The organism is Heyndrickxia coagulans DSM 1 = ATCC 7050 (assembly GCF_000290615.1).
Taxonomy (GTDB): domain Bacteria; phylum Bacillota; class Bacilli; order Bacillales; family Bacillaceae_C; genus Weizmannia; species Weizmannia coagulans.
Genome location: NZ_ALAS01000288.1, coordinates 20342 through 28292 on the forward strand (window position 1 = coordinate 20342; position 7951 = coordinate 28292).

Here is a 7951-nt window from a genome sequence, read left to right on the forward strand (position 1 = left end):
CTCAACGTATCGCTTTCCTTCTATCACGTGTATTCCTATCTTCATGCTAACATGAACCGGGCGGGGAATAAAGCGATTGTGCTGCAGGCAAATGCCGGGATTTCCAAAGCATACCAGGGACAGGGAGCACACGGACAAAAAGCGCAACCCGATCGGATTGCGCCTTTTGCCTCATCCAAATTTGATATTCAGATGACGTTCAGTCCGGGCTTATCCAAACCTGGCTTCAGATAAGTCCGGGGCTTCAAATAGTAGGCGGACACGAACCTTCACCGAAAGTATACCGGTTCCGGACGGTCGTCCCACTTGCCCGGTGGACAAATGCAGTGCCAAATACGGAAGATGAAGTTGCTGTCAAGTCTTTCATCAAAAACTTTACCAGTCCCTTCTTTTAAGATGTATTGGCCTTGCACTGTTCCTATTCCCGGCAGGCACAAAATAAAACGAACCAAAATATGGAAATTATGCTCTTTTCCGCTGCTCCACCGCAGCCGGGACAATCGAAACATTTCCATACTTCGTGACCGTAAGCTTTCCGCATCTGCCATAGTTTCCGAGTTTCGCATGCGGATCGGCATGAAGGCGGAGTTTTTTCAGCAAAGTGCCTGCCCTGATCTCGAGAAAAAGATCCGCCGTCTGCTGTAAAGCAAGCCAGTCCGCCAAAAGCGCCACATCAACAGCAGCAACAAAGCGCATTCTTCGTTGCGGCAACAGCCGGATCACAGCCGGAATCCGCCGCTCCTCTTTTGTGGTGCGGTTTTGCAAAATCACCGTGATGCCCGCGTCCTGCTTTGAGCGAGGCGGCACATAGCCGATCTGGCCGAACCCTTTTAGAGAAAGGGCGCGGTTGCATAAATCTGCGGCAAGCAGTTCCGCTTTTTCCGGTTGCAAACCCGGCGGCACGCGGACAGAATCCGGAAGCAGATGGTCGAAAGCATGCTTCCCTTTAAAAGCGCGGAAATCAAAGCAGCCGTCCGGGGTTACCGGCAAGTACCCGCGCGAAACGCTTGCTGTTGCCGCAAATTCAAACGGCATCCCGTTGCGCAGGAAAAAATAGCGCGCCCGCACAAGCTCCGGTTCCGGCACATAGTCGAACGCCCGCTCGTCAATGTCCTGCAAATAATGGTTTACAAGCGGAAAAAAGCGGCGCCGGGCATGCGGCAAGTAGCGATACAAATTCGAAGCATAACGCGTAAAATCGAGGATAGCCCGGATATCTTTAATGTAACGGTGGCCGAGCAGCCCCTGTGCCATTAAAAACCGATCAATTTCCCGGTGGATGCGCACCCGGTCGGCGACAGCGCGGAACATAAAATTCTTTTGCGTAATCGACAAATTGCGCAAAGATTCGCGTTTCCGCCAGTGGTAATGCGTGCCGCAATGGATGAACACTTTTTTTGCAAGGTACAGGCAGCAGGTGATAAAGTGGACATCTTCAAAACGGCAGCCTTCAAGAAAACGAAGCCCGTTCCGCGTTAAAAAATCCCGTTTGAAAATTTTATTGGCAGGCCCCAGGTTATGGATCAGGTTTTTCGTTTCGTACAAGTTTGTCAGCCGGCTTTCCTCAAACAGCCCGAGCAGTTTAAACGTATACACCTGCCATTTTTGCCTGGAATTGAATTTGTATCTATTCGTCACGACGATATCGGGGTCGTGCTTGCGGATGCAGGCAAATGAACTTTCGTAAAAGTCATGGTCAATATAATCGTCCGGATCAAGAAAATGAATGTAATCGCCGGTGGCAAGCGCAAGCCCTTTGTTCCGGGGGCCGCCCGGTGCGCCGCTATGCTTCTGGCGGATGATTTTCAGCTGCGGGAGGCGCGCTGCCCACTTTTTCAAAACTTTCCGGCTCCCGTCTTTTGAACCGTCATCAACGGCAATGATTTCATAAGTCGGCAAGGTCTGGCGGGCGAGGCTTTCCATGCAGTCATCCAAATAATTTGCAACATTGTAAACGGGAAGTATGACGCTGACTTTCACAAAACATCCTCCTTATCACTTCCATTATGTTCAAATCGTTGCGCTTTTATTGCAAATAAGATCAATTTTCGATAGAATGGACGGGGAATCACGATACCGTGAAATAAATCCTGTGATCGCTCTGTTTGTGGATAGCCTCACAACCATGAGCGGTTATTTTTTGGCACCGATTTAAAAAATGGATTCTCTCGTTTCATCACCTGTAGAAACGGGAATGGGCACAGCAATCTTTCCACATCCGTCGCAAAAGGCGGATGCACGGACACAGCCCTTAAGTGAATTTCGCACGAACCGGTTTTATAAGTACCGGATTACAGCTGGATTTCCAACGGCCGGTTTTCTTTTGGAACTTTCGGGAATCCGGCCCATATTTTCATATATATGCTCAAGGCCCAAACCATTGTCATCACGCGTCCTGTTGCGATAAAATAGGCATTGTCGAAAAGTGGCGATACTGGATTGAATAGGATAAACAGGTTTGCCAGCGACTCCTTCACCGCTGGATAACATAGATGACTTTTTTGCTGTATGGCACCTTTTAAGGAGCGGCACAATGAAGGGCTTTTTTGAAAAAAATTTTCCCGAAAACCGCGCATCGGTCTGGCAAGGGAAAGCGAGGGGTAAACATGATGAAAATTCCCGGCAATACAGCAACCGGGACGGCACACGGAAAATTAATTTTAGCGGGGGAACATGCTGTCGTTTACGGGCAACCGGCGATCGCGCTTCCATTCGATCATGTGAAAATTGAAACGGCAGTCATCCGGAAACAAGGCCCGCTCTCCATTGACTGCCGGTTTTACAAAGGGGCGCTGGATAAAGCGCCGGAAAGGCTTCACGGAATCAGGGCATGTGTCAAAGAAATCCTCCGTACGTTAAAAAAGCCGGCCGAAAATTTGGCAATTAAACTGGAATCGACCATTCCGATCGGGCGCGGGCTTGGCTCGAGTGCCGCTGTTGCCGTTGCCATTGTCCGCGGGCTATATGCTTTTTTTGAAAAACAATTAACGAAAATGGAACTTGAACGGTTTGTCCAAATTGCTGAGAATTTTGCCCACGGGAATCCGAGCGGCATCGATATGATGGCAGTCATCAGCAATGACCCGATCTGGTTTGAAAAAGGGAAGGCGGCCCGGCCGCTTCCGTTTTCGCTTCCGTTTTATCTGGTGGTCGCCGATTCCGGGCGCGTGCATAATACGGCAATGGCGGTCGGGAGCATCCGTGAAAAAAGCGGTTCTGACCCGAAAACGGTGGAGTCCGCCATCAGCCGTTTAGGCGAAATCGTGCACGAAGCGGGAAGGGCATTGATTGAAAAAGACGGATTGCATCTCGGCCGTTTATTTAATGAAGCACATGCACAGCTTTCCGTTTTGGGTGTCAGCGACGAAGGGCTTAACACATTGTGCGCTGCAGCACGGTCAGCCGGCGCACTCGGTGCCAAGCTGACCGGCGCAGGCCGGGGCGGCTGCATTATTTCGCTCGCCGAAAGCAGGAAAAAAGCTTCAGCAGTGGCCCAAGCCCTGCAAAAAGCAGGCGCCGCGCAAGTATGGCAATTTTCGCTGGAAGGATGACCGTGATCCCGCAATAGAAACATGATAGCACAGCCCCGTAAACAGGAGATGCTTCATGGAAAGAGGCTACCTGTTTTTGCTTGTAGCGGGCAGCTCTTTTTGTCCGACAGTGATGGGAAGGAAGAAGGTGGCCCTTTGAAGCCGGGCGGATCATGAGAAGGCATTTTCCGTTAAAGCGGCTGGCAAAGGGGCCCTTTTATCCGGCAGCGGTGCGAAGGCTGCTGAGAATGGGGAATCGCGGGCAGTTGCCTCTTGCCATAAAATGTTTGAGGCATTTTCCTTTGGAGGCAGTTGGCCAAAGCGCTTTTTTGTCCGGCAGCGGGAATAGAATTGGCAGAACGGTGCCCTTTTCAAAGCAGCTCTCTCAGGAAGGCATTTTGACTGGAAGGAACGATGAAAGATGGAGGCAACAGCGAGGGCCCATACGAATATTGCCCTGATCAAGTACTGGGGGAAACGGGACGAAAAGCTTTTTCTCCCGATGAACAGCAGCCTGTCCATTACGCTGGACAGGTTTTATACGACAACAAAGGTGGCTTATGATCCCGCTTTAAAAGCGGATGTGTTTTTTTTGAACGGAAAACCGGCCATTGATGCGGAAACAGCGAAAATTTCCCGCTTTATGGATAAGATCAGGGCATTTGCGGGAGAAAAAAGATATGCATATATAGAATCGCAAAACGAAGTGCCGATCGCTGCCGGGCTTGCCTCTTCCGCATCCGGCATGGCGGCGCTTGCGGCTGCGGCCGTTAAAGCGCTCGGCCTTGAGGTGGACGGGCGCACGCTGTCAATCTTGGCGCGCCAAGGTTCCGGGTCCGCCTGCCGCAGCATCTACGGCGGTTTTGTTGAGTGGCAAAAAGGTGAAAAAGCGGATGGTTCCGATTCGTACGCGGTTCCGATTCTTGGCGAAGACGATTGGAATCTCAGCATTTTATCTTGCCTGGTGGAATCAAAGCAGAAAAAAATTTCGAGCAGGGAAGGGATGAAACGGACGGTCACCACGTCGCCGTTTTATAAAGCCTGGATGGAAACCGTGGAAAAAGATTTGGCCGCCGCAAAATCCGCGATTGCAGCGCGCGATTTTTCGCTTTTGGGGCGCGTGCTTGAAGCCAATGCGTTAAAAATGCATGCGACAACGATCAGCGCCGACCCGCCCTTTTTATACTGGCAAAGTGCGACGCTCGATGTTATGCAGGAAGTGGCGCTTTTGCGCGAACGCGGGATTGAAGCTTATTTTACAATTGACGCCGGGCCGAATGTAAAAGTGCTGTGTGAACGAAAAGATGAAGAGACGGTGTACAATGCGCTTGCAGCCGTCCCGTCCGTCCGCGAAGTGCTGGTTTGCCATCCGGGTCCGGGCATTCAATACGGCCCGTTTTAATTTTTTCCGGGACTTTGGAACGCCGGCAGGGAAGCTCCAAAACATCCATGTTAGGGCTTTCTTTCGTGATTATAAAATGCCGCTTTCCTTCTGCAGCTGCGGCTGAAAAACCATTTCGGCCTGTTTCGCGCTATTTGGCGGCGCCATGCCCGTAACCGGATTGCGGCTGTGCGAATGGAACCCTTTTCACACGGCTTTTGGAAACACCTTGGGGGTTGCTTTTGACGCGGGAAACGCCCGGATTGCCGTTCGCCAGTTAGACAGAGGATGTGTCCGCAAAAGCGGGTGCAGCAGGCGGGCATTGGACGCGATGTTTGCAAATTTGACGGGTAAACCGACCTAAAAAGGATTGAAAGAGATGAACGGGATGCAATTTCAAGTAAAGGCGCCGGGCAAATTGATGATTGCCGGCGAATATGCGGTCATTGAACCCGGTTGCCCTGCTGTGGTTGCCGCGGTAGACCGGTACATCACAATAGAGGTAAAAGAAAGCACGGAGAATCTTTTTTCTTTGCCGCAGATTGGCATTCCGCATGCAGCGTGGCGTGTGGAGAACGGGGAAGTCCGCTTTGACCACGATGACTCGAAACTCCGGTTTATCCAAAATGCACTCGCCGTTTTTTACCGGCTGCTTATGGAAAAATCGATACCGCTCCGCCCGCTTCACATCACGGTAACGAGTGAATTGGATGATCCCGCAACAGGGCAAAAATACGGGCTCGGTTCCAGTGCAGCGATTCTTTCTGCCGTCCTTGCCGCCCTTTTGCATGCCCATCAAGGGATGCCGGATACGAAGGAAGCGATTTTTAAACTGGCCGCCGTGGCCCATCTGAAAACACAGGGCAACGGGTCCGGCGCGGATCTTGCTGCTTCCGTGTACGGCGGCATGCTGAAATATGCCGCATTCAGGCCGGATTGGATTTTTTCCCGGTTGGAAGCGGGCTGCACGATTTCGGAATTGCTGGCAGAAACATGGCCGCATTTGGCCATTTCCAATTTGGAACTTCCCCCGGGCCTCATTTTTTGCACAGGCTGGACCGGGAAAGCGGTGGCAACCGGGCCGATGGTGGAGCGTATCGGCAAATTGCGGGAGGCGGCAACCGAAACATACACGGCATTTTTGCAAGAAAGTACCGCCGCAGTGGATAAACTGGCGGAAAGTTTCATGCAGCAGGATGCGGCCGGCGTATTTGAAAGTATCCGGCAAAACCGGCGTGCTTTGCAGAAGCTTGAAGCAGCAGCCCACACCGCCATTGAAACGGCGCCATTGAAGCAACTTGCAGACATTGCCGGCCGTTTCGGTGCCGGAAAATCATCGGGCTCGGGCGGCGGAGACTGCGGCATTGCATTTGCAGCGGGGGAAGAGAAAGCTGCCGCCTTGAAAGCAGCATGGGAAGCGGCAGGCATTACCCCGCTTGCGCTTCATATTTCTAAAAAAGGTGTGTCCATTATGGAGTGAAAATCCGCGGAAAGATGCGGATTTTTTGCTTTGCCGGGGAAACAATAGAAGTTCCAGCCCTAAGTATGCAGCATCCACGCCCCGTCTTAATCATTTGCTTCTCCGTTTTCTATTTGAAATAATGGAAGAAAACGAAAGGAGATGGACTGAATGAAAGTACTTGTTGCTGGCGCAAACGGCAAGATCGGTAAAATCCTTGTGGACCTTTTACAAAAAAGTGACCGCCATATCCCGCGCGCCATGGTGCGGAAAGAAGAACAGGCCCAATTTTTCAGGCAAAAAGGGGTAGATGCGGTCATATCCGATTTGGAAGGTACTGTCGATGAGCTGGCGGAAGCGGCGAAGGGATGCGATTGCATTGTGTTTACCGCTGGTTCCGGCGGGCACACAGGCGCGGACAAAACGTTACTTGTCGATTTGGACGGTGCGGTGAAAACGATGGAGGCGGCAGAAAAAGCAGGCATCAGCCGTTTTGTTATCGTGAGTGCGCTCCAGGCCCACCACCGCGAAAACTGGAGCGAGGCCATCAAGCCGTATTATGTTGCCAAGCATTATGCAGACCGCGTGCTCCAGTCAACCAAGCTGAATTATACGATCATTCGGCCGGGCGGCTTGCTGAACGAACCCGGCACCGGAAAAGTCGAAGCGTCGGAAAACTTAAAACGCGGCACCATTCCGCGTGAAGACGTCGCACGCACCATTCTCGCAAGCCTCGACGAACCGAAAACATACCGGAAAGCATTCGACCTCATTTCGGGAGATACACCGATTGAGGAAGAGTTGAAACGCTTATAGAAATGGGCAAATCAAAAAAGTAGCGATTGTTGAAAACGCCTTACCCCCTGCTTCATTAAGAAGGGGGTTTAATATATGTCCCGGCTTGCTGGATGAATGCATTCAGCAAGCCCTACTTCATTTGTGTTTTGCTTTTTTCCTTTTTTTCGCTTGAAAACTTATGCCGGCTGTTTTTCATACCCCAACCATCCGATGCATTTTCTCCATTTGACTGTTCTATATTTCTCCGTTTGCCATAACCAAACTCTTCATAGTCTGAAAGAAAATTTTTTCTAGAATAATGGTGAAAAACCAAGAATTTTGGCAAATGCTCTGCATACTTTTTTGATTATTCCAATATGAAAAATATTTTCATCGGATTTTGCCGAAAAGTTTCCGCATCTTCTGCTATAATACGAGTGATGATGAGGATAAAATTTTTGAAATAAATACGAAGGGAGTGAACATGGAATGTCTTTAAAAAATGACACCTTGGTTTCTTAAGTAAAGAAACTGAAAAATTTGATTGGGAACATCCCTCAGAACAGTTAACTGCGAACGGCATGCAGAGAGTATTCCATGTCAAACGCAATACGGTCAGCACATACCTGAATCAATTGGTTAAGGAAAACCTGGTCATAAAAATCAATACAAGGCCTGTATATTTTTTAAGCCGGTCCGTTTTTGAGAAAAAATTTTTTAACGTCTTTCCGAAAGAAGTCTCCCATCCTCAAGGAATGTGAAGGTGCGAATCGCACCAATGAGTAGGTGGGAGATGAATTTCGG

5 protein-coding genes are annotated in these 7951 nt (G+C 50.2%); 4 read left to right on the forward strand and 1 reads right to left on the reverse strand.

Annotation, left to right across the window (positions count from 1 at the left end; translation table 11 throughout):
* Nucleotides 1-462: 462 nt before the first annotated feature.
* On the reverse strand, nt 463-1980 hold the full coding sequence (locus IC21_RS15270; protein WP_029142804.1) for a glycosyltransferase family 2 protein: 1518 nt from the start codon (nt 1978-1980) through the stop codon (nt 463-465).
* Between the two features lie 626 nt (nt 1981-2606).
* Between IC21_RS15270 and mvk the strand changes: the two genes are divergently transcribed.
* From mvk to IC21_RS15295, 4 genes are all read left to right on the forward strand, one after another.
* Nucleotides 2607-3551 carry a mevalonate kinase gene (mvk, locus tag IC21_RS15275; RefSeq protein WP_234969549.1) on the forward strand — a complete coding sequence of 315 codons (945 nt, stop codon included), beginning with the start codon at nt 2607-2609 and terminating at the stop codon, nt 3549-3551.
* 400 nt (nt 3552-3951) lie between these two features.
* On the forward strand, nt 3952-4932 hold the full coding sequence (gene mvaD, locus IC21_RS15285; protein WP_013858215.1) for a diphosphomevalonate decarboxylase: 981 nt from the start codon (nt 3952-3954) through the stop codon (nt 4930-4932).
* Between the two features lie 358 nt (nt 4933-5290).
* A complete protein-coding gene (locus tag IC21_RS15290) occupies nt 5291-6391 on the forward strand; it encodes a phosphomevalonate kinase (RefSeq protein ID WP_029142808.1) in 1101 nt (366 codons plus the stop codon).
* Nucleotides 6392-6541: 150 nt separating this feature from the next.
* A complete protein-coding gene (locus IC21_RS15295) occupies nt 6542-7186 on the forward strand; it encodes an SDR family oxidoreductase (RefSeq protein ID WP_029142809.1) in 645 nt (214 codons plus the stop codon).
* Nucleotides 7187-7951 lie beyond the last annotated feature (765 nt).